Annotated in this window: 8 protein-coding genes; all 8 read right to left on the bottom strand. The window is 39.5% G+C overall.

Going from position 1 to position 22,767, the window contains the following annotated elements; genetic code table 11:
• Positions 1 to 28 precede the first annotated feature (28 nt).
• The 8 genes from V7Q04_RS12210 to V7Q04_RS12175 all read right to left on the bottom strand — a co-directional run bounded on the left by V7Q04_RS12210 (position 29) and on the right by V7Q04_RS12175 (position 22,618).
• Positions 29 to 826 (bottom strand): FkbM family methyltransferase, encoded by a 798-nt coding sequence (locus V7Q04_RS12210; protein ID WP_333805444.1) that lies wholly within the window; start codon positions 824 to 826, stop codon positions 29 to 31.
• On the bottom strand, positions 826 to 2,937 hold the full coding sequence (locus V7Q04_RS12205; protein ID WP_333805441.1) for an ATP-binding cassette domain-containing protein: 2,112 nt from the start codon (positions 2,935 to 2,937) through the stop codon (positions 826 to 828). The genes V7Q04_RS12210 and V7Q04_RS12205 overlap by 1 nt, the downstream gene beginning before the upstream one ends.
• Positions 2,938 to 2,944: 7 nt before the next feature.
• On the bottom strand, positions 2,945 to 15,484 hold the full coding sequence (locus tag V7Q04_RS12200; RefSeq protein WP_333805440.1) for a hypothetical protein: 12,540 nt from the start codon (positions 15,482 to 15,484) through the stop codon (positions 2,945 to 2,947).
• A 47-nt stretch (positions 15,485 to 15,531) separates the two neighbouring features.
• Positions 15,532 to 16,497: a hypothetical protein gene (locus V7Q04_RS12195; RefSeq protein ID WP_333805439.1), complete on the bottom strand. Its 966-nt coding sequence runs from the start codon at positions 16,495 to 16,497 to the stop codon at positions 15,532 to 15,534.
• Between the two features lie 90 nt (positions 16,498 to 16,587).
• On the bottom strand, positions 16,588 to 18,363 hold the full coding sequence (locus V7Q04_RS12190; protein WP_333805438.1) for a tetratricopeptide repeat protein: 1,776 nt from the start codon (positions 18,361 to 18,363) through the stop codon (positions 16,588 to 16,590).
• Positions 18,364 to 18,386: 23 nt separating this feature from the next.
• The gene (locus V7Q04_RS12185) at positions 18,387 to 19,757 is read right to left on the bottom strand and encodes a TolC family protein (RefSeq protein ID WP_333805437.1); all 1,371 of its coding nucleotides are present in this window, start codon (positions 19,755 to 19,757) and stop codon (positions 18,387 to 18,389) included.
• A gap of 9 nt (positions 19,758 to 19,766) precedes the next feature.
• The gene (locus V7Q04_RS12180) at positions 19,767 to 20,399 is read right to left on the bottom strand and encodes a hypothetical protein (RefSeq protein WP_333805436.1); all 633 of its coding nucleotides are present in this window, start codon (positions 20,397 to 20,399) and stop codon (positions 19,767 to 19,769) included.
• Positions 20,400 to 20,410: 11 nt separating this feature from the next.
• The gene (locus V7Q04_RS12175; protein WP_333805435.1) at positions 20,411 to 22,618 is read right to left on the bottom strand and encodes a MotA/TolQ/ExbB proton channel family protein; all 2,208 of its coding nucleotides are present in this window, start codon (positions 22,616 to 22,618) and stop codon (positions 20,411 to 20,413) included.
• Between the last annotated feature and the right edge of the window lie 149 nt (positions 22,619 to 22,767).

Raw genomic sequence — 22,767 nt, 5'->3', positions numbered from 1 at the left:
AAATTAAAACAGTCTATATAAATTTTGGCTACACAATTTCTTTTAAGCCATCTATTTTTAAATTTGAATCACGTGGTATACAAAGAATATTTTTTGAAACGATATTGCCAAAAACATTGACATCACACCCGAAAAAATTTTTACTACAATACAAAGGAGGTGTGTGTTCATAAATACGGTATCCAAAATCTTTAACGCGCTGAATCAATGACGTACTCTTTTCAACTCTATCATTCTCAAGATACATAATTGGTTGATACTTTTGTATCGTTTTTTGTGCACCAGATAAAACTTCACTCTCCATACCTTCAACATCTACTTTCATAAAGTGACAGCCTTCAAGTGCTAATTCATCAATGGGAATAGCATCAATTTTGCTACTATTTTTACCTTTAAGGTCTAATGATATCCCACCAAAATTATTGATGGCATATTGATTTAATTCTATCATGTTAACTTCTGCTCTTACACTGCTCACACAGCAATTATGGGCATCAACATTCACAAGAGAATTCAACGCCACATTAGCACACAACATTTGATGAACAATTCTCTGAGGTTCAAAGGCTAAAACACGACCTTCTACGCCTACTAGCTTGGAAAACAATATGGTAAAAGCTCCAATATTGGCACCAACATCTAAGACTATACTCTTTGGTTTGATCAATTTTTCAAATAACTGTGCCTCAAAATATGAAAACTCGCCATACAAATCCAATGATTTCCCAATATACATGTCATATTTATTATAGAGCATATAACCATAGCGTGTTTTTTTTACACAAGCATAGCCACTATCAATTAAAGTGTGAGAACAATCGGGCACTATTCATTTCCTTTTAGCTTTAGTAATATTTCTGATTTTGGACCATCGGCAACAATGCGACCATTATTGACGACCAAAACTCTATCGACCAGTTCAAGGGCTGCAAACCGGTGTGTAATGACGATGAGCGTTTTATCTTTTACCATCGGCTTTAGATGCTCAACCATCTCTTTTTCAAGCCCTACATCCATACCCGTTGTTGGTTCATCTAAAACGATAATAGCAGGATCGTTAATGAGTGCTCGTGCTAAGCCCACCAAATGGCGCTGTCCGACAGAAAGTCTGCTACCATTTTCGCCCACTTGAAAGTTTTCACCCTCGCCTGAGCGTTTGACTAACTCTTCAAGTCCTGTCATCGCAAGCAGTTTGATAAGTCTTTCTTTACCGATGTTTACACCGATTTCAATGTTCTCTTTGAGTGTTCCTGCAAATAAAAATGGTTCTTGCGGCATAATGCCAATGTTCGCTCTAAGCTCCACAGGATGAATCGTGTTGATTTCATGGCCATCGATGTGAATCGTACCAGATTGTGCGGTAGCAAGCCCTGAGAGAAGTCTTAACACGGTACTTTTACCTGCACCCGTACGCCCAATGAAACCAACTTTTTCACCCGGTTTTATTTTAAACGTTGCACCTTGGAGTGATGGTACTTTCGTACCTGCATAGGTGTAAGAGACATTGTTAAACTCAATATCACCGTGCAAGGTTTGGATGCCAATTTCGATTGATTTTTGTGTCTCTAACGGCAGATGCCAAAAGTTATTGATGGATTCTAGTGACTCTTTGAACTCTTTGTATTTACTCAAAATGGTTGAAATGTTCACAATAGGTACCATCGCACGCCCTACCAAAATACTGAGTGCCACAAGTGCACCAATGGTCATGTTTTTATCTTGAATTTCATAAACACCCACAACGAGTGTCAAGACGGTTGCCATCTGCATGACAATAGCCGAGAGGTTCATTGCCAGATTTGAATTCATCTGAATTTTGAGATTGATAAAATTGTAATAATTAACCAACTGGCGCCATTTAAAAAGTCTTCGTGTCACCGCATTGGTGAGCTTTAATGTCTCGATGCCTTTGATCGTCTCAAACAGATAATTATGCTTCATCTGTCCGTCTTTAAAGAGCTTTTTGCTCCAACTAAAAATCGTAACTTGAAATGCGAGATTGATTCCAACAATAATAAGCCCACATACCAGCGTCATAGCCGCAATGGCAGGAGAAATAATAAAAATAATAACAAGCGTCAAAAAGACAAACGGCAAATCCAGCGCTAAACTGATACTTTTTGACATGAAAAAATCGCGAATTTGCGCAATTTCCCTAAATAAATTGGCTTTTGAACCCGCCAATAAGTGATCATGCCCACTTTGAATGAGAAGAAGCCGTTTAAGCATCTCCTCTTCCAAAATACTACCAATACGCTTGCCCATACTCTCCAAAATGTACACCCTTGCCATTTTAAAGAGTGCGTCAAAAAGGAAAATAAGCGCTACGCCAATCGTTAAAACAAACAGGGTTTCTGTGGCATAATTGGGGATGACACGATTGTAAACATTCATCGAGTACATCGGAATGAGAATAACAAAAAGATTGATGAAAACTGTTAAAATACCGACGCGAATAATGTCAGCTTTGGAGTCTAAAAGATGCTTCCAAAACCACTCTTTATCTTTGGTTTCATGCGTCAAGATATTTTTATAGGAGACATCTTTGTAAAAAGAGAGCAACGTGGAAAAGCGTTGTTGCAATGTCGCTATGTCCACTTGCTCTTTTTGCTCTGTTTTAGGGTTAAGTAGCGTAATGACCCCATCTTCAAACGAGGTTACGATGCCCACATCTTCATTCTCAGCTATAACAATACACGGGAAAAGATGCGAATGAACCATGTCGGAAGAGAGTTCCATCTCTTCAAATTGAAGCCCAAAGTCTTTAGAGCCATAGCGAAGATCATCAATACTTGTTTGCTTTCGATCGTGCGCTAAAATGGTCTGAATCGTTTCAAAAGAGACGTTGCCATAGTAAAAATCAAGAATGTATTTAAAGGCAAGTAGTAACGTGTCGTTTTCGTTATTTCTACTTTGAACAGGTGTTGTTGATTTCATTTATATCCTAAACTGTTTGTACATGTAACATCAAACCGTTATCTAAAACATGATCACCTGCTGTTAAAGACGTAACACTTTGATAGGTAGTTTCGTTTGAGAGATGAATATACGAATCTTGTGTTGCCGTGCTACTTATCAACAAGGTTAAATCATTCGTCCCACTTGTGAAATTTTTAAGCGCATTTGCATCTATTGTCAAACCTGATCCGCTTAGTCCAAGATTACTAATATCTAATGTATCAATATTCTCAAAAGCGTTCGTATCAAATGTTGTACCACTTGCTACAGATGAAGATGTAAAACTGACAGTATCACTACCCGTTACGCCATCGAACTTGATTTTATCCAATTGGCTAAAATCAAGCACCAAATTATCATTACCTGCTGTACCGGCAATGCCCAATTTATCTGAACCTAACCCTGCGATATTTTCACTGTGAATATCCATAGAAGCGGCACCGTTAAGCGTAACGTTACCACTTCCAGTAAGCGTTGAAATATTTCCACCACCAACACTTAAATCATTATAATCAAGTGTCGTGGTTGTTCCACTCGCTACACTTAGAGTTTCAATTCCAGAAATAGAATAACTGCTTAAATTCATACTAGCAGTTGTATAAAGAGTATCAACCCCACCACTGTCAGCGACATTCATTGCATAATTAATCGTCGTACTATTGACACCTGAACCCGTATCAATCTGTGTAATGCCACTTGTACTGGTTAAATCTGCCGTACCGGTAAAGTTATTAAGGTCGAGTGTCTCCACGTTATGAATATTGTCAAAATCTGTCGCTGTCAATGCTGTATTGCCAGTCACACTTAAGGTATCCGACGCACCTCCTAAATCAACACTTGAAACTGTATGTAAAAAACTACTGTTTAGGGTTAATGATTCACTACCACCCGCGCCCGTCACAGACGTTGTGGTCGCACCAATCGTTGCAGCCGAAATATCAACATTTACACCGCTTTCGAGAGTAATCGCATCTACATTGGTAAGCGTTTGAGTATAGGTTGTTCCACTCGTAAAATTGAGTGTTTCACTGCTCAAAGATGCAGCGATATTTGACCATGTAAAGCCAAGATTGCTATCCACATCAACGATGAGTGCTCCTATACCAGTGATGGTATGTCCAGAAGCAATATCATCCGTAGTGTGCATCGTACCACTGGAGATATTTAATGTATCGACATTGCTCAAGTTTCCAGCGTATATAGCACTACCTACACTACTCCAATCTACATTGAGGGTTGTTGCTCCTGCCACATGTGAAAAATCAGCAGTAAGTGCGGCATCAAGATTGGTGACACTGAGTATTCCTGAACCATTAAGTGTATTGCCACTCAGCACAGAAGCGTCCGCACTCAGAGTAACGCCTGAAGCTACAGTTGTCGTTGTCGCAGAGAGCACTCCGTTGTTAAAGGTCGCATTTTGATTGACATTGATCGTTTCAATACTTGTAATATTATTCATATTGAATGTTAAACCACTTTTATTAATATTAAGAACATCTGAACCTGCACTACCATCAATAAGGCCTGTTAAATTACTACTTAATGTTGACAAAATATTGATCGTATCATCACCACTAAATGCTATGATATTGACGGAAGCATTATCTACATTGTAAACATCATTATTTATAGAGCCAATTAATGTCTGAGTACCTGTACCATCATTCAATGTGAATGTACCACTGTACCCTGTTACTGTTTTACTAGAAAGATCTATACTCGATGTTGCTCCAGCTTCAACAGTGATATTTCCCGTTCCTGAATATTGCCCAAAAGCATTTGCTTGAATTCCAGTAAGCGTTACTACTTTTGGTGAACTTGTATTAAGCTTATCCAATGCTGTTCCAAGTGTTGCTGTTGTCAGATCAAGATCAGTTGCACTAGTGACATTTAGGGTGACATTACCGGTAATCGCATTGGTAAGTCCTGAAAAATTATTAGTGGCTGCTGTCGTACCAGCGGTAATATCCAAAGCTCCCGCTCCTGAAAGAACAATAGTATGCCCACTAATAGCACTAGCCGTAACAGTACCCGTTACAGCACTATCGACACTAATGTTAGATATCGTCCCTAATAAACCACTAAAGGTTGATGAGGCACTAAATTCAAGCGTTTTTGTCCCACTACCCGAAATACGAGAAAAATCATAGGACGAATCTGCACTATGAAGCACAACGATATTACCATCAGTAGTAACAACTTTTCCCGTAACATCCGAAGCTTTAATGGTCAACGTTGCTCCATTTACCACATAATAACTTTCAATACTACTGAGTGTTGAATTCCTCAAATCAACACTATTCGCAGTAATAGAAAGTTGATCCGTTCCACCACCTGCATTAATGGACGTATAGGCAGAATCAATTTTGATCGTCTCTCCAGTTGTCGTATTGGTTGTCAAGGTTGTACCATTGTAATTGGTCAAGTCAACAATTTCCATACCACTGATTTTTGTAAAGTCTATTGCATTACTACCTGTGACAACAAGGGTATCTGATGCTCCACTTGAATCGCTGATAAGATCACTCGCATTGGTAAATTTTGCACTGTCTATTTTTATCGTTTCATTGCCTGAACTACCCGTAATTTGGAGCAGTCCATTGGTGTCTTTACTCATAACACTAGCATCCAATGTACCGCCAGAAGCAAGAGTAAAGCTTGCTGTTCCACCACTGTTTAGTGCCACATGCGATATATCTGTGCCATTAATATTTGTTGCGCTCAATGTACCATTCACATTAATCGTTTTTCCAGTAATAGAATCTCCACTGCTACCGCTATTTAGCATTGCCCCTGATGCTATAGTAAGTGTTGGAGAATTAGCAAATTGATTGGTGATGGTACTTGAACCTGTTGTAATATTGATTAAATCAACATTGGTAATGTTTGCTGCATTGAGCGAGACGCCACCACTAACATTAAGCGTATCAGTACCAGCGCCACCAACAACGCTGAGATTATTGATCGTACTATTGTTAATAATATTCGTTCCACCAGCACTGACATTAACGGTTGTAAATCCATTACCGCCATTATTGGCCTCTGTGCCTAAGGTAACCGTAGAACCTGCTGCTAATTTTAATATCTCAACATTGGTTACATTGGTTAATTGGGCATCGGTGATGGTTGCGACCGCATTGGTAATTTCAAGGGTATCCGAACCACTTGTATCCGAAATAGTATCCGAAGCATTTAAATAGTTACTGTTAATTTGGAAAGTGTCATTACCACTTGCACCTGCTAGGGTATCTGCGAGCGTTCCTGCAATGATTGTATCGCTATAACTACTTCCTGTAATGTTATTAGATATACCAGATGCACCTGTGAGCGTTACAGCGGCTGAAGCACTTGATGCATCAATGCTCACTTTAGCAATATCGGTATATGTTTTTGCATTGTTCATATTAAGGCTGGTAGTTACTCCTGTAACACTGAGCGTATCGGTAGCTCCTGTAAAGCCGGTAAAAGTTGCAATAGAAGTCGCTTGTGCTTGTGAAATTGTTAATGTTTGGACTTCTGCAGCTTGGTAAAATTTAAGCTCTTCAATCCCCGTGGTTGAAATATTTGCAAGAGAAAAGTTTCCACTTGCATCCATAAAGATAAGATCATTCCCAATGGTACCGGTATCTGCAATAACGTCTGATGAAATATCTGCTGCTGAGGTAAACCGATAAACATCACTATCCTCACCACCATTCATGCTATCTGTTCCCACACCGCCTGTTAGTGTATCATTTCCAGCACCACCTAAAAGCGTATCATTTTTGCCACTACCGACAATAATATCATCACCTGCACCACCGTTCAGCGTTATCGTTCCAGTGTATGATGTAAGCGTGGAGTTGAGCGTAATGGTATCATTGCTGCTGGTTCCATTGACTTGTAAAGCGCCCGCACCTGTAAAAGTAAGTCCATTGAGTTGTGTTGTGCTACTTGCATTGTTGATCACCAAAGTACCCGCATCGGCAATGCTCATTGTATCGTTACTTAAAGCACTGGCATCAAGGTTCAGTGTTCTTGAGCTTGCAATACTAAGATTGCTCACACCTGTAATGTTGCCTGTAAAAGTAGTATTGGCGTTTACATTGATCGTTTCGATTTTTGTGATCGCTGAAGCGTCTTGGGTGATGGCGCTGCCGATTGTTAAGACATCCGTAGTGGCGCTATTGCTACCAGTATAGGTACTTCCGCCAACGGTTGCGGATTTGATCGTTACACCACTACTCATAGCTGAAGCATTAATACTCAATGTTCCACCGTTTGTACTGGCATCAACCGTTGTGATTCCCATCGTCGTGGCATTTGTCCCCAGTGTAACAGATCCGGTATAGCTGTTGACATCCAAGGTCGGAATCGATGTGAACCCTACAAAATTCGTATCGGCTACGGATGTTGATCCCGTAATTTTTAAAATATCATTGCCACTTGAACCGATCAGTTTTGCATTCGCAGTGGCATCGGTTAATGCTGTTGACGTATAAATAAATGTATCAACTCCACTATTCCCAATTATACTCACGCCACTGAGTTGTGCTTCATTAGTGCCAATATTGAACGTATTAGCGCCAATCGCAAGCTTGATCTGATCTATAGAACTAAGACTATTAAATCTTGCATCATCTAAGATGGTTCCCGCATCCAAAAATTGAATAATATCGGTAGTACCTGCATTCCCAACAATGGTATCGGTACTGTCGAGCTTTGCGAGCGAATAGTTATAAGTATTGGTGCCACTTGTTCCTGCATGCAGTGTTGCAATGCCTCCCTCGAGACTACTGACATCAACGGTGACGGTATTAACTCCGTTGGCAAGTTGTATATTTTCAATATGCGAAATAGAACTGAGCATTGCATCCGTGAGGGTTCCTGCTGTTGTAAACGACAAAGTGTCATTTCCTCCAGCACCATCTACTTTATCAAGGCTATTAAAATTAGTTATAGCATAGTTAAAGATATCTGTCGATGAACCGCCAATAAGTTGGACACCATTAAGCTGTGTTGTATCAAGGCTGATGGTGTTAGCGACATCGGCAAATTGAACAAATTCGATATTGGAAACGTTGGAAAATTTGGTCGGATCATTGATGATTCCGCCGTCTTTAAAGACAATGGTATCACCGGTAGTGTGTGTACCGCCGGTTATGACATCGGCGCTGGTAAGTTCGGAAGCAAAGACATAGAGGGTGTCGTCTCCGGCTCCCATATCGATGTTGTCACTACCGCCGGTTAGTGTTGAGGATGCGGTGGCAATAGGGCTCATATAGATGGTATCATTACCGTTTCCAGCTACAATATAGTTATTATTGACATTACCGACGATGATATCATTGCCACCGCTTCCGATAACGGTGTTAAAGCCAAAAATAGTATCTGTTGTTGCCGGTGTGCCAACGAGTTGTGCAAAAGATTGTCCAGCCGTTGCATTAATATCAATATAAACGGCACTTCCAGCACCAAGTCCACTATAATCTATTCTATCGTTGCCACTAAATGTCGTAGCGTTATCTCCACCATAAAGGGTATCGCCATCAAGCATTCCGTAGAGCGTATCATTTCCTGCATTACCATAGACTGTATCAGCAGAGCCATCTGCGGTATTAGCGCTATTATAGGCAGAACCACCGCCGCGAAGGACATCATCATCTGCTCCACCGGTAATAATATCTGCGCCTAAACCACCCGCTATGGTATCGTTGCCTACACCGCCATCCATAGAGTCATTTCCTGAAGCACCAAAGAGTGAATCATTACCTGCATTTCCCAAGATCGTATTATCAGAAGCATTTCCTAAAATCATATCTGCACCAGTATTGGAGCCTGAAATATTTTCAATGCTATCTAAAAGAGTAACACTTCCACCGCCACCTGTTGCTTGGGCTGAAGTGAGCGCTAAATCAATTGTGATTGCTGCTGCATTATAAAAATTTAATGTATCTGTACCATTACCGCCTGTAATAGTATTGGTTGCGGTAGTGACACTCAGCTCAAACGTGTCATTGCCCTCATTGCCATAAAGGATATTGATGCCATTTTCACCGTTTAAGTAGTCATCGCCCGTTCCACCATAAAGGGTATCGTCATTATTTCCACCCCATAAGCTATCATTGCCCAAGCCACCGTACATCGTATCATTGCCGTCTTGCCCGTAGAGCAAGTCATTTCCTGTTTGTATACCATCAAAATTACCATTGAGAAGGTTATCATCACCATAAATGACATCTGCTCCTGCACCAGCAAAAATGGTATCGTCTAAAGCTCGTCCTACGAGGGTATTGTTATTGGTATCACCCGTAATGGTATCGTTAGCATTGGAGGCTGAAATATTTTCAATCTCGTAGATAATGTCGGTTCCAATATCAGTCCCACTGGCACTATTGGTTGTAAGATTAACGATAATCCCAGCCGTCGTTGCATTGATAAAATCTACCGTATCTCCATTGGGCTGAGATGTCGTACCACCATAGATAGTATCATTACCTGCTGTCATCACAAACCAGTCATCACCACCGCTACCACGTAACTCATCTGCACTCGAATTACCGGTTAAAGTATCAGCAAAATTTGAACCTAGAACACGTGAAAAACCACTAAGAGTATCGTTGCCTGCGGAAGTACCTGTTGCTGTTCCTGCAGTAAGATTAACCGTTACACCTGCTGTCTCTGCAGAATAATCAACCGTATCAATTCCTGCGAAAACACCAACACTATCGCCACCAACGAGAAAATCATTGCCACCATTACCCGCGATTGTATCATCACCAACCCCACCGTAAATAGTATCGTCGCCAAGCCCGCCACTAAGGGTATCATTACCACCCCAGCCGTAAAAAGTGTTGGCATTAGCATTACCAATCATTGTATCGTCATAACCAGCACTACCATAGACGACCTCGACCGTACTATTGATGATATCAGTACCGACTGTTCCGCTGGATGTGCCTGTTGTCAAATTGGTAGCATTACCCAGATCAACTGCAATAACAACTTTAGCGGTTGCACTACGATAATCTGCAATATCGATTCCCCCACCACCATCTAAGGTGTCATCCCCTGCTCCACCTTGAAGGATATCCGCACCTGCACCACCATAAAGTATATCGTTCCCTGCACTGCCAATAAGTGTATCGCCACTGTCTCCAGCATAGAGCGTATCATTGCCCACACCACCATCAAGGGTATTGTGACCATCCGCCGTCGTATGCGTATTGCCGGCATTATCTCCATACAAAACATCATTGCCATCATTTCCAAAAATCTGATCAGCTCCCAAATTTCCGTAGATAGTATTGGCCAAGCTATCACCTGATACGGTATCGCCGGCATTGCCACCTACAATATTTTCTATATTTTGGATAGATTGAATTTCGCCGTTACCATTGTTAATAATTTGAAATGCTGCAAGATTGATATTCACCGAAGAGTTTCGACTTGAAAAATCCATAGTATTGTTACCAAGACCACCATCAATAACATCCGCACCATTACTCACAAAAATAGTATCGTCACCAGCGCCACCCTTTAAGGTATTGGTATTTGCATCACCCGTAATTTGGTCATTTCCAGCGCCACCGGTTACATTTTCAAATTCGGAAAAAGTACTGACGGTAGAAGCGCCAATGTTAACCGTACCTGTTACCATATTGGCAATTAAATTTGTTGCAGAAGTTATATTTGAGAAGTCCAATGTATCGCTTGTACCAGCACTATTGCCTGTTCCATTATCGCCATAAAGGGTATCACCATCGGTTGCACCATACACCACATCATTACCAAGACCACCATAAATGGTATCTACTCCGCCGCCACCTTTTATCGTATCATCGCCTGTTTCACCATAAAGCGTTTCAGCTAAAGCGCCACCATTAATAACGTCATTGCCACTACCGGTATAAATTGTTTTTAAAACGCCTGTATCAGCGCCTGTAATGACATCAGCACCTGTTCCAGAGCGCAAAATTTCAATCGATGTTTTATCAATAATATCGATATCGATACCACCATTAATCATGCCTATATTAAGGAGTGCCGTAATTGTAATATTATTTGTCGCATAATCAAGCGTATCGATTCCCGCACCACCAAACAGGGTATCACTACCTGCATCGCCACGAAGAATATCCCCTGCATCTCCTGCATATAACGTATCGTTCCCTGCCCCACCGGATAGGATATTGTGTCCGTCACTTGTGCCATGACTCTTTGTAAGATTATCACCATAAATGATATCGTTACCACTGCCTCCAGTAATGGTGTCTGCCCCATTATTGCCATATATGGTCATGGCAGTCATGCTACCGGTTAAAACATCGTCACCTGAGCCCGCTTTAAAAATCTCAATCGAGGCAAGAGTATCTGTTCCAACATCTACCCCAATCACAGTTGTACCATTTGTTAATGTAAGTGCCGTCGTTACAGCACTGTAATCTATTGTATCGCTATCTGCTCCACCATCATAATAATCAATCCCGCTATCAATCGTGCCAATGATCGTATCCGCGCCACCATCGCCGTAAAGAACATCATTGCCAGCGCCACCATCGAGTATATCGGCTCCAGCATTTCCATGCAACGTATTGGCTGCACTATTACCTATAATCGTATCATCATTTTGTGAACCTGAAATATTGGAGATATTGATGATAGAATCATCTCCAGCACCACTATTAACACTCACCGTTGTGTAGCCACTATCTGCTAATGTAACATGAATATTTCCTTCACTTAGTCCACTATAATCGAGTGTATTATTTCCAGTACCGCCATCTAACGTTAATTTGGTCGAATCCTTACTACCAGAGAGCATAAAAATATCATTTCCAGAACCTGTTTGAATAATTTCAATTTTTTCAAAACTATCTTTTAGACTTGAATCAGATGTTAAAGCAACTATTTTAAGGCTCATATCAACGGTTAAATTAGCACTAAGACCATTATAAACTAAGGTATCAGTATTATCCCCACCATCCAAACTATCTCCATCAATATTTCCACCTAGCGTATCATTTCCAGCACCACCTTGTAGGGTATTAACAACACCAGCACCACCTATAAGGGTATCATCACCACTGGTTCCAACGATATTTTCAATATTGTAAACCGTATCTACACTAGGCCCAGAACTAGTGTATTTTGTAATAGTTCCTGTACCTGATATCGATGGAAGTGTCGCTACAATATGGTTAACGCCACTGAGCGTTGAATAATCAATTTTATCACTATCATTAGAGACAAAGGAACCGACATTGATTTCATTTCCCCAATACACATCATTGCTGGCTGTTGCAACAAATGTATCATTTCCACCATACCCTATCAAAGTATCACTATTTGCAGAACCCGTTATAATGTCTGCATACTGTGAGCCTCTCACACTTTCAATACCTGATAATGTATCCGTTCCACCCATACCATCACTGACACTATTCATTGTTAAATTTGCCACAATACCATTGGAAGATGTTGAATAATCCGCTAAGTCATTACCATCGCCACCAATTAATAAATCACTTCCCGCTCCACCTATAAGTGTGTCGTTGCCTTCTCTGCCATTAATTGTGTTATTAGAGCCATCCCCTGCTAAGATATCGTTGCTCTTCGTACCGTATAAATTTTCAATACTTGTTAGCTTATCAATGGAACTACCACCTAAAGTGACATTAATACCAGAGTCAATATTACCATAGTCAATAGCATCAATTCCACTACCACCATCAATGGAATCGCCATCAAAATAGCCGTAAAAAACATCATTGCCACCTTCACCGAGTAACGTATTGACAATGCCTTTAACGCCTCCTAAGGTATCATTACCACTTGAACCAATAACATTTTCTATGGAAATAAGGGTATCAGTATCTGTTGCAGAGACAATCCCTGTCCCTACACTTAAATCAACAACAACGCCACTACCTGCGTAAGAGTAGTCCACCCAGTCACTACCATTGCCACCATTAAGGGTATTTGCTAGCGTATTACCTGTCAAAGTATCACTAAGGTTTGAGCCAATAATATTCTCTATATTTTTAAGTGTATCTATTCCCTGACCCGTTGCAATACCTGTTGCAAGATTTACCGTAACACTGGCAGAGATACCACTATAATCAACAGTATCATAGCCACTACCACCCTCCATGTAGTCATTTCCTAAACCACCTTGTAGGGTATCATTACCACCATAAATTGTTGCTAGAGTTGCTCCTGCTTTATCAATAACATATTCTAAACTTTGATCAGCTGAAACAACAATATAAGATGTACTTGCAACAGGAGCAGAATCACCATAAAGTTTGTCATCTTCACTGCCCCCAACAAGAATATCATTGCCGCCGTACATTACCACTGTCGTAACTGCATCCACCATCATGTCACCGACAATTGTATCAGCCCCAGCAGCGCCACTGATCGTATCGTCATTTGCAGAAACGCTCGTTGCTAAATGGTTATAGCCGCCTATTAAGAGATTATTCGAATCATCTCCACTTATAATATCTTTATACTGAGTGCCCGCAACATTTTCAACATTTGAAACAACGGTGGTTGCAGAAGATGCGCCGATATCTTTAATGCTACCATTGGAAGAGTTGTTGAGTGTGATTTCAATACCAACCATGTTATTTGAAAAATCTACAGTATCAGTTCCATCACCACCATCAATTTTTGCATCACGGGTACTACCAATCAGCCAGTCATTCCCTGCTTCGCCATAAAGATAATTACCACCGCTGCTTCCACCATCAATGGTATCATTACCTTCACCACCGTACAACATATTTGCAACAGTATTGCTACCAATAATCGTATCATCAAACTTTGAGCCAATGACATTTTCAACGTTTGTGAGTGTATCTACAAGATTAACCAAAGCCTCACCATCGTATTCATCACTTGGCTTTGAATCATAAATCGTTTTCCCAGAAGCATACCCTGTTTGAAGATTAACGATAACACCTTTTGGATGTTGGTCATTTGAATAATTAAGACCTGTAGCAGGATCATTCATAGATTTATGGGTTGATAAAAATGTATCACTATAATTTTTAGTTATAAAATCATAACTGATCGTATCAATACCCGCCTCACCATTGATACTATTGGTTCCCGATCCTCCACTGAGTGTATCGTTCCCTCTATTACCATTAAGGGTATCATTACCAATATTGCCATAAATTGTATCGTTAGAAAGTCCACCATACACCGTTGAGTTTAATTTAGAGGTATAAATAATATTTTCATTAGGTGTTGTATCTACTACGAAACCTGAGGGATACTTCCCTGTATACGTATAATCTGACTCGGTATTAACATTTTTGACAATGACACCAATATCTTTAAAATTAGTCAGAGTCATTTTTTCAGGTTCAACAACTCCTGCTTGTTGTGCCACAGGGACATTAGCCATATCAAATTGTGATGTCAAATTCACTTTCATAAGATAATCAATATTAACGATACTAGGGTTATTTGATGCATAACGAATATAAAATTCTATCGTTTCTCCACCATCAGTTGCAGTATGTGAAAAGCCTGTTGTTGATAGTGCAGTAGCAGCAGAAAGGCTCCATCCACCACTTGTAGAATTAGCAGATGAAAAATCTGCATTCAGTATTTGAAAATCATTGGTTAAACTAGTTATAACAATATTCGAAATATTAAAACCGATAGGTTGAGAGACGGTAAGTCTCACTAATTTTGTAAGATATGTATCGTTAACAAGACTAGGATTGTCCGCTGTAATAACCGTCGGATAAGCATCATTACGGTAATCAAGTGTTTCGGCTTGAAATTGCGCAGCGGCACTTTTACTTACATTGCCTAATGCGCTTCCCGTACCACCCAAGACTTCTTTGATTCCGCCGACTAAAGAGTCTGAACTTTTGATTTGGTAAAAGCCAAGATCGAAAGAGAGCGCTGCCGAAACATCCGCAACATTATCTTTACTTTTACTTTGTTCATCCATATGTTTATTTTTTTCGGTACTATCGCTGATGGCAGGGTTATTACTCGTGTATTCTGTCACCGCTTCTTGAAGGTATTTGCCACTACTCTCTTTTGTATTGGCATTCTCTTGAGGCTTAATAAACGGTTGAGGATCTACATAATACGCGTTATAGTCATTAACAGGCGATTCATCTTTGTTACTGTGTTCCTCTTTAGCAGGATTATGCTGTTCACTTTGAAGCGATACAGGACCCGAAACCAAAATAGAATCTCTCGGAGCTTGACCAATATCTTGAACTTTATTTAAGATCTGTTCAATCTGCAACACCATGCCGCTTGGCAATTTAATAATAGGAGCATTGGCTTCAAATGCCATCATACCCAAAGAGACAAATGTAATCTGCCCGCCATTAGGAAGTGTTGCTATAACATCGCCACCGACAATTTGCAAGCTTGCTTTTGAGAGATCAACACCTAAAGAGAGCTCATCTCCAGGGCGCAAAAAGAGATTGATATTTTCGCCAGCAGCAGGAGGAGATTTAAGGGTTGTTGTACTCTTACTGTAATTAACTTCCGGTGTGTTTGCCATCCCTCTTTCCCTCCTCTTTATACGCTACAAAACGATTGTTGTATGCATTAGATCATCAAAACCAATAACGCAACAACCAAACCAAGCGCTGCGGTTGTAAGACCTGTTGAAATTTTCTTAGTCATTTTTGGTAAACCATTCTCTTTGGTAATGCTCTCACCCACAACGATAACACCTACTTTTTTGCCATCCACATTCAGTAAAGGTTTAGCCAAAACAAAATAATCGTCATTGAGAAGATACTTATCTGCAATAATCTTATCAAAGTCCAATTCAGCGACCTTGCTTAAAAAAGTACTGTCTGCTCTTGTTTGCACACTCACTTCATTTTTACCAATTTTTTGATGTTTAAAAGTTTGCAATTTTTTCATATCTAAAAAATCTTTGTCCAAGAGAATCTGAAAGATTTTTCCATTGTTTTGGTAAGTATCAAATAAAAAATCTGCTGCACGTTTAACTTCTAAAATGCCGTTGGCTGTAGGATAAAGTGCTTTTAAAAACACTTGCCCATCTTGGTATTCAATCCCGCTAAGAGGCTGATTGGTAGCGACAACTTTACGTAAACTGTCCAGATCATAGGCTTCCGTCGTCAACACAGGCGAGGATGAAGAAGAGGCGATTTTGACAAAGTTTTTCGTATAAAGCTCTATCACGACACTGTTCTTTGCAATCACTTTCAAATTAGCATCCAACATATTGAGCTTTTCCATCATCGCAGTCGTATTATTCTGCAAATTAATCGCTGCAATAAACTCTGGGTTGGACAACAACATACTGCCGATGATCTCAAGATTAAAAAGAGAATCACCAATTTTTGAATCCAAGTCATTAAAGTAACTGGCGTTTGTCGCCTCATAAAGGTTCTTAGTCGAACGATGTGTCATTGAATTAAGATAATAAAGTGTGCTCAAAATACCAAATAATGCAAGTGCCGTAATGGTCGTAAACCAAAGTGCCTTACGTTTTTTAAGTCTTTCAAAGAAGGCTTGAAGTTTGAGTATCATACTAAACATTGCATCTCTCCATTTATAGCTTCTGTATTTAAATTTTTAGGTACTGTATTGTTATACATGATGATAACATTCTCTTTCTAAAATCTCTCTTCATGCCCATTTTATGGGCTTTTTAGAGAAAGATTGGAGTCTTTTTTTGATCGCTTGTATTGGGATATCCCAATCACCACGAAGACCTTGCCTAAATAAAACCAAACTGTCATACCACGGTGTTTTATCTCCTTCTGGCATCCAACGCCAATCTGCGGGCTTTGGAAGTAAAACCCATGCCTCTTTATGCAATGCACCACATAAATGCGCCACTGCTGTGTCCATCGTAATGACAAGATCGAGGGAGTGAATAACCTGCGCGGTTGCTGAAAAATCGCGCAAAGAAGCAGATAAATCAATGATCTTCTCCGCTAAGCCTTCCTTTTCTATTTCCAAAGCATCTTCCCCGACTTGAAGCGAATACCACGCAATGTTGGGGATTTCTAAAAGCGATCTCAAATTTGAAAGCCCAAGATATTTATTGTTAAAATCTTTATTGGTGCGACTGGAACTCCATACAAGACCGATGTTTAAATGCTCTGTATGAAAGCCTTGTGCTAGGGCTTCATGCTTTACATGTAAATACGGAAATAGATTTGGAATCGTCTCAAGCGTCGTTTTAAAATAAAAAGCAGCCGAGAGTAATGGCAGATAATAATCATGCTCAGGAATTGCATCTTCTTCGCTGTAAACAGCCTCTATTCCTTCGACCATCGTAAAAAGAGTGACCAATTCGGGGCGTGTTCGAACGATCACTCTTGCTCCTATTTTGACAAAAAGAGGTACATAGCGGATAAACATAATGTTATCGCCATAGCCTTGCTCATTTTGGAGAAGTACTATTTTTCCCATCAAAGATTCACCTCTCCATAGAGGCGTTTTATACGGATGAATTTTGGCAACCAATTCACTCATGTGAAGTCTATGCTCATAGCGCTTCCAACCATTTTCATAATTTCCAAAAAAGAGTTCCATAAGTGCCATATCAAAATTAGCGTTGGTATGATTGGGATTAAGCGTCAATGCTTTTTGATAATAAGGAATCGCCGCGTTATAATCTTTTGCCTCTTTGTAAACAGCGCCCACATTACTGTACGCATCTGCATAATCAGGATTAAGGGCAATGGAATGATTTAAATGTTCAAGTGCCCCTTTTAAATCGCCCATATTTCGGCACAAATTACCCAAGTTATTATAGACAGCAGCATCTTTAGGATTGAGCACTAATGCGCTCTTGTATGCCTCTAAAGCTTCGCTATCGCGTCCTAATTCTTTATACACAACACCTATATTATTGTACGCCTGTGTCTTTGCTGGATCGAGTGAAATGGCTTTACGATAAGGCTCTATGGCTTTTTCATAGATTTTAAAGGAGGCAAAAAGATTGCCCAAGACAAGATGTGCTTCATACTCTTCAGGGAATCGTTTAACAACCTCGTGAGCAATACTGAGTGCCTCTTGAGGCTTTTTGAGGAATTTTAAAAATTCAATCAGTGTTACATAATCATTAAGGTGATGGCAGAGGTTTACCACCGCAATCAGCATATCAAACGCTTCTTGATACCGTTTTTGCAACCGATACACCGAAGATAAATTCGAATAAAATGCCGCATAGCTGGGGTCTATTTCTATGCCTTTTTGAAACATTGCGATGGCATTTTCAAAAGAGGATTGACGCTTATACGCAATTCCCAAGTTGTTGATAACTTTAACACATGTCTGCTTTTCAAGTTCAAACATCAATGCTTTTTGGTAACAAGCAATAGCAGAAGTATTATCTGCATCTTTTAAAAAAAGATCTCCTGACATAATTAAAGCATTTGTATTAGCGTCCATGATTTCTCATCTTAGTTTATACTCTAAAACCCAAAGTATTCTACTAATTTCCCCTGCTTTCCAAGCAAGGAAAAATAATCTACAATGCGCGCTTTTTCACTGCGAAGCTTTTCAAGCTCTGCGCTATTAACTTGTCTTTGTGCTTGCAATAGCGTAACCAAATCTTGGCTGGAGAGCCTAAATTTTTCCCAATACGCCTCAGCCATTTTTTTGCTCGCATCAATCTCCATACTCAGCGTATCGACTGTTTTGGAATTGGTTTGAACCGAATTAAAAAGCTTTTGTGAATTCCATTTTGTGTCTTGTTTGGTATATTCAAGATTGTAAATCAATGCAGACGCTTCGCTCATAAGTTTGGCTGCTTTTGCTTCCGTCCTACCGCCATCATAAAGGTTATAGCTAAACGTTAACTCTGCAAGAAAATCACGATTTTTACCTTCAGATGGGTTAGATGTGGGGAGTCTATCATCCTTGTAACGCTTCGAATTTGTCATTGAAAAATCTATTTTGAGTCCATCGGTAGCATTATTAATGATCACATCTTTTTGCTTACCTTTGATTTGTGTTTCTAAAATATTAAGATCTGTATTACGTTTTTTAATATCATCAAAGAGTTCATCAAAATTGGAAAGCTTTGTTTCAAAGTTCATCTCATAAGGATTAAGATCTTCTACTTTTGAACTGGTTAAAAATTCATAATAATCTTTGGCGTTGTTAAAAGAAGATTCTGTATTGATCAATGCCGTTTTAGCATTGGAAACACTCGCTAAAATAGAGTTTTCATCTCCTGCAGTTGCAGCACCCAACTCTCTTTTAGTTTTAACAATATCAAGAATTTTGAGCAATTTATCGTAATTGCTTTTATTGACCTCAACAGCCAACCTTCCGTACGCAACACTAAAATAAGCATCAATAATTTTATTAATCTCTTCTTCCAATGTACCACGCAATCGCTCTTCTTGCTCTTTTTTTGTAATATACGTTCGCTCCACAGTTTCACTGTGCATGCCTGAAGAGTAAAGATTGTAAGAAGTGACAAGATCGCCTCTGGCTTGCCCATACTTTTGGGTATCAAAGCCACTGCTGTCTTTGGACGTTCCTGTTGAGGAAATATCTACTTTGGGTAAAAAGTCTGCATACGCTTCTTTCGTTGAATGCTCAGCTTGATAGATACGTTCTTGCGCTTGACGAATACGATAATTTGATTTGATCGCTACGGCAACAGCTTGTTTGAGCGTGACGTTATTGGGGTCAACGACTTCAGCGTCTTTTTGTGCTAAAAAGGCATTGAGTCTTGCAATGCTGTCTGCTTCATCAGCCGCAAACAGGGAAGTTAAAAAAAGACTGCAACCTAAAATCACAGTAAAAAAAGCATTAAAAAACTTAAAGCGCACTCGCATTCCTTACTTTACATCTACTTTAAGATAACCAAATTCATGTTGAATCTGACTTTGCTGTTTGTAGTTAATTTGAATTTTATTTTTTAATTCGGGTACCGCTTCAAGGCTATTTTTAAAACTAAGCACTCTTCCTAGCGAGATCTGTTTTGCTTGCGTTGAACTGATCAATTTTTTAGAATCCCCCACGCTAATCACAAATGTAGCATTGGGCTTTGTTTTAAGTATTTTTTCCATTGTTTTCACCAGTTGAGATAAAATATTTTTCGCGACAAAGTACTCGTTATCTTTGAAAACAACCATGAGGTCTGACTCTTTATAATCAACAGGGGACGGTTTTTCAACTGCTTTGGTAAGCGAACGCTCACCCACATCACTACTGCTTTGGCTTGTGGCTTCTTTACTAGGATCTTTTGCTGTTACAAATACAATATGAGAGGACTCTGCACTTTGCATTTGAGGGGCAACCTCTGCGGGGGCAGGCGATGCTGTCGCATTTTTAGAGTTAAATTGCATGTAATAACCCACATTGACAAACATGATTAACATAAAAAGAAGCAAAACAAGAATAACAGATGAAAAGAGATCAACGTAAGAGATAAAAGGGTTCATATCGCCTTGATCAGTACCAGCAGCCATACGTTAGTTCCTCAATTTTGCGAATTTTTATGAAAAAGTGAACTAAAGAAGCCTTTGATTTCATCGGCAACACCACCACCATGAAGCGTATTGTGTTTATCAAGACGATCAATGACTTCCTCAATATTTTTTAACGATTGTGCCATCGTTTCAAGATGTTGCTGTGTCTGTTCAATTTTCTGACTTAATTCTGCAACAACGTAGGTTTGTTTTTCATCACTGTGTTTAAAATAAGCCGCTTCAAACTCTTGTTTATGCTCCATCGCTGATTGATTCAATGATTCAATACGTACCAACTCAGCGCTTAATTCCCCGAGTAATTGCCTCTCTTGGTCTGCATTGATTTTTTGCGTTTCGTGAATATGTGTTGATGCTTTTAAAAGTTCTGCGCTAATGTGGTTTTCGGCTACAACACTCTGGCTGATCTGTTGTAATGTATTTTTTGTTTCACTTTGTGCGTTGAAATAACGTGTATGAAAATTCTCATGTACCCCTAAAAGCGTTACTAACGACTCTTTGTTAAGTGCCAATGCTCTTTGAACTTCCACAACAGCTTGCAGTGATTCATACGCAGACTCTTTGGATTCTGCTTTGAAAATCTCCTGAACATCCAAAAGCGTTGCTAATGTCTGTTTGGTTGTCTCAACAGTGGAAGCGATTATCTCGAAAACAACCTGTGCTTTGTCCTGATTTTCAACAATCACCTGATGTTCTTGTGAACGTTGAGTGCGTAAAGCTTCCAGTGTTGTGATCTCTTGGTTGAGTGTTACATCTAGTTTTTGAATCTGCTCTTGCAACACGCCATACGCTTTTAGTGTTTCATCAAAATGATGTTCTTGCGTAGAAGCAATGTTAAGTAACACTTGACCGCTCGTGTCTAATTGTCGATAAATCTCTAAAAGTGTTTGCGAGGCGGTACTTAGATTTTCTATCATATGGTCAAGTTTTGTTTCATGCTGATTTAAAACACCAACAACACGCTCAACACCATCTAAAACATTAGAGGATAACTGTTCTACCGTTTTAACTGTCTCTTGATGAATCGTTTCACTTTGAAGCAAATGTTGCTCATTAAGCGCTACAATCTTTTCAGATGTTTGATGGTGAAGTTCCATTTTATGGTGCATGTTGACAACGCCATTGTTGAGGGCTAAAAGTGTATTGCCACTTTGTGTCAGAAGGTGTGTATGCTCTTCCAGCATTGCTTGCATGACCACTTTATCTTCATGCAGTTTTAATGCTTTGGCCTCATCTGCTTTTTGAGCATATTCAAAAAATGCATCAAATTTGCGCAAAGAGGTCTCTTGCGAACCTGCAATCTTCTGAAATGTCACATGTTGTGCATCCATAAGCGTTTTCATTGATGTTAATGTTTCAGACATTGCATGAAAATTTTCATTGGATTTGGTAAGTTTAGAAATCTCACTTGTAAAATTATTCATCTGCTCAAGGAAAATATCCATAAAACTTTTACGCTGTTCTGGTAAATCTGTTGAGGATGACGCTGTGCTTCGACCCAGTACTTCAGGTGCAATATCAATAATACGGTCCTTGAGCCAATCCTCAACACCACTAATAAGGGTATCTTGTGAGCGAAATAAAATATAGCCATTGATACCTAAAATAACCGCACAGACAACCCCAAATAATGACGCGCCAAAACCAATAGCCATGCCAGAAAGAGGTCCAGAGAAATCTTGCATAATTTGCTTAATATCAATATCGCCATTAAGCCCTAAAATAATCTGTCCCATATTATCGATGGCTTCGACCAAACCTACGAAAGTTCCAAGCAATCCTATGAGCATCGCGGTATTAATAAAGAAGTTAATGTACGACTTTTGCTTGCGGAATTTCAGGTCAAGCCATTCGATGATGTTGCGTGACTCTTCTTGTGTAAAAAGCATTTTCTGCTGACTTTTACGCATCTTGAGCATATGTGCAATATTGGCGGGCAATAGAGAATCTATACTTTTGATGTAAAACTCATACCCAGTCTTCTTATACGCAAGAGCGCCAAATGTTCCACCAAGCATCGTAATGTCATATCCGCTGACAAATTGGTAGAGTGTTCCAACCGCTAAGAGACCTACAATTGCGGTACTGAAAATCACCGTTGCCATAAAAAAGGTACTGAGCAGTTCAGCGTTAGTGTAAATAACATAATCAATAAAGAGCCAGATAATAAAATACGCTTTAAGGACTTTAATTCGTTTCATGGGCGAAAATCACTTCTTTCTTAATTTTGCAACTTTGATTAATTTTAATAAATGTATGAATGCAGATTTTTTTACGTAATTAAATTAAAAACCTAATAATTCTATCAATATTTTTGTACGAGAACCCTTAATCAAAACCTAGAAGTTAA

The organism is Sulfurospirillum sp., from assembly GCF_036802865.1.
In the GTDB taxonomy this organism is placed as follows: domain Bacteria; phylum Campylobacterota; class Campylobacteria; order Campylobacterales; family Sulfurospirillaceae; genus Sulfurospirillum.
The sequence above is the reverse complement of the archived record's forward strand: the minus strand, read 5'-3'. Positions and strand labels throughout refer to the sequence as shown.

Coding starts and splice junctions, on each gene's coding strand:
- V7Q04_RS12195 (WP_333805439.1), bottom strand. CDS start 16,497: ATGTTTAGTATGATACTCAAACTTCAAGCCTTCTTTGAAAGACTTAAA.
- V7Q04_RS12190 (WP_333805438.1), bottom strand. CDS start 18,363: ATGGACGCTAATACAAATGCTTTAATTATGTCAGGAGATCTTTTTTTA.
- V7Q04_RS12200 (WP_333805440.1), bottom strand. CDS start 15,484: ATGGCAAACACACCGGAAGTTAATTACAGTAAGAGTACAACAACCCTT.
- V7Q04_RS12175 (WP_333805435.1), bottom strand. CDS start 22,618: ATGAAACGAATTAAAGTCCTTAAAGCGTATTTTATTATCTGGCTCTTT.
- V7Q04_RS12205 (WP_333805441.1), bottom strand. CDS start 2,937: ATGAAATCAACAACACCTGTTCAAAGTAGAAATAACGAAAACGACACG.
- V7Q04_RS12180 (WP_333805436.1), bottom strand. CDS start 20,399: ATGGCTGCTGGTACTGATCAAGGCGATATGAACCCTTTTATCTCTTAC.